The organism is Micromonospora sp. NPDC047620 (assembly GCF_043205005.1).
GTDB lineage: Bacteria > Actinomycetota > Actinomycetes > Mycobacteriales > Micromonosporaceae > Micromonospora.
On the sequence record NZ_JBIDDG010000100.1, the window covers coordinates 1 to 1,581 of the forward strand.

The window sequence follows — 1,581 nt, forward strand, 5'->3', positions numbered from 1 at the left end:
TTTCGGGTGGGCGGCGGGGATCGTCGTGCTGGTGACGGTGGCGGGGTGTGGAGTGATCGGTGGGCCCGAACCCGCGCCGGGGAGTCCGAGCCGGGCCCGGATCGAGCAGTTGCTGGGTGCGGTGGCCGTGGTGGCCCGGCGGCCGCACCCGGGCGGGTACGACCGGGACTGCGGGGCGGGGCACGGATGCGTGTTCGGACCGGCATGGTCGGACGATCAGGACGGGCCGGGCGGGCACGACGGGTGCGATTCGCGCAACGGAGTGCTGGCACGGCAGCTGCGCGAGGTGCGATTCCGGCCGGGTACGGACGATTGTGTGGTGCTCGCGGGCACGCTGCGGGATCCGTACACCGGCCGCGCGATCACCTTCGACAAGGCGCGGGCCCGGGAGGTGCAGATCGACCACGTCTACCCGCTGGCCGCCGCCTGGGATCTGGGTGCGGCGGCCTGGTCGCCCGAACAGCGGATGCGCTTCGCCAACGACATCGAATTCAATCTGCTGGCCGTCGACGGCCCTGCCAATATGGACAAGGGCGACCGCACACCCGCCGACTGGCTTCCCCCCGCCGGCGCCTATCACTGCTTCTACGCCGGCAAATACCTCACCACCGCGGCGCAGTACCGATTGCCGATCACCGCGGCCGACCACGCCGCGCTCGCCCGCATCGCCCGGCAATGCCCCTGATGCGAGGACCGGCTCGGCCGCTACTCGCGAACCGTTTGCCGGACCGGTCGAACTATTCGCCCGCATCCAGTCGCCGGAGCAGCCGCTGGGCGGCGGCGCGCAGCGCGGCCGGATCGTCGGTGACACCGAGTACCCGCAGCGCGGCGTCGGGGATGGTGGTTTCCGCGTAGTCGGGGGCGGTGCCCTCGTCGGAGCGAATGTTGATGACCGTTTCCACCATCCGGAAGGGCAGGACATGCGCGCCGGGGACGCCGGCGGATGCGGCCTCGATCGCCGCCGCCGCCAGTTCCTCGTAGTGGCGGCGCAACCGGGCCCGGCGACTGCGGAAGTCGGCGAATCGGTCGCTGCGCAGTTCGGGCAGCAGATACAGCGCGCCGAGATTCCATTTGGCCGCGCACAGCTGGCGCACGTCGGCCCGGGCCAGCGCGTACAGCCGCACCGCGGCGGGATCGGGTTCGGCACGCAACCGCTCGGCCAATTCCAAAGGGCCGGTAATGGTTTCCGCGAGCAGCGCGTCCAGGATGTCGTCCTTGGCGGCGAAGTGGTGATAGAGCGACGCCTGCCGGATACCGACCGCGTCGGCGATGCCGCGCGTGGACGTGCTGCCGTACCCGTTGGCCGTGAACAATTCCGCTGCGGCGTCGAGGATCTCGGCGCGCGGTGTCCGCCCACGACGGCTGCGCTGATCGACGCGAGGACGGCCCGGACCCAGGTGTGTCACCGTCTCATCCTGCCATCGCCACGGCCGCGCGGACCGGCTCTACGCCGCGCACCACGTCCCACCTGCGGTTGTGAAATATCTGTCACTCGACAGAAATACCGGCAACGCAGACGTTACGCGGGTTACCGCAAGCGATACACAGCCGTCACCGAAAGGGCGATCCGGCCCGCAAAAC

Annotated in this window: 2 protein-coding genes; one reads left to right on the top strand and one right to left on the bottom strand. The window is 70.3% G+C overall.

What is annotated here, in order from left to right; genetic code table 11:
* Nucleotides 1–25 precede the first annotated feature (25 nt).
* Complete coding sequence (locus tag ACGF5C_RS34415; RefSeq protein ID WP_393308542.1) at nucleotides 26–685, top strand: HNH endonuclease family protein; 660 nt, start codon at nucleotides 26–28, stop codon at nucleotides 683–685.
* 52 nt (nucleotides 686–737) lie between these two features.
* On the opposite strand, the gene ACGF5C_RS34420 is transcribed toward ACGF5C_RS34415, so the two are convergent.
* Nucleotides 738–1,406: a TetR/AcrR family transcriptional regulator gene (locus ACGF5C_RS34420; RefSeq protein ID WP_393308544.1), complete on the bottom strand. Its 669-nt coding sequence runs from the start codon at nucleotides 1,404–1,406 to the stop codon at nucleotides 738–740.
* Nucleotides 1,407–1,581 lie beyond the last annotated feature (175 nt).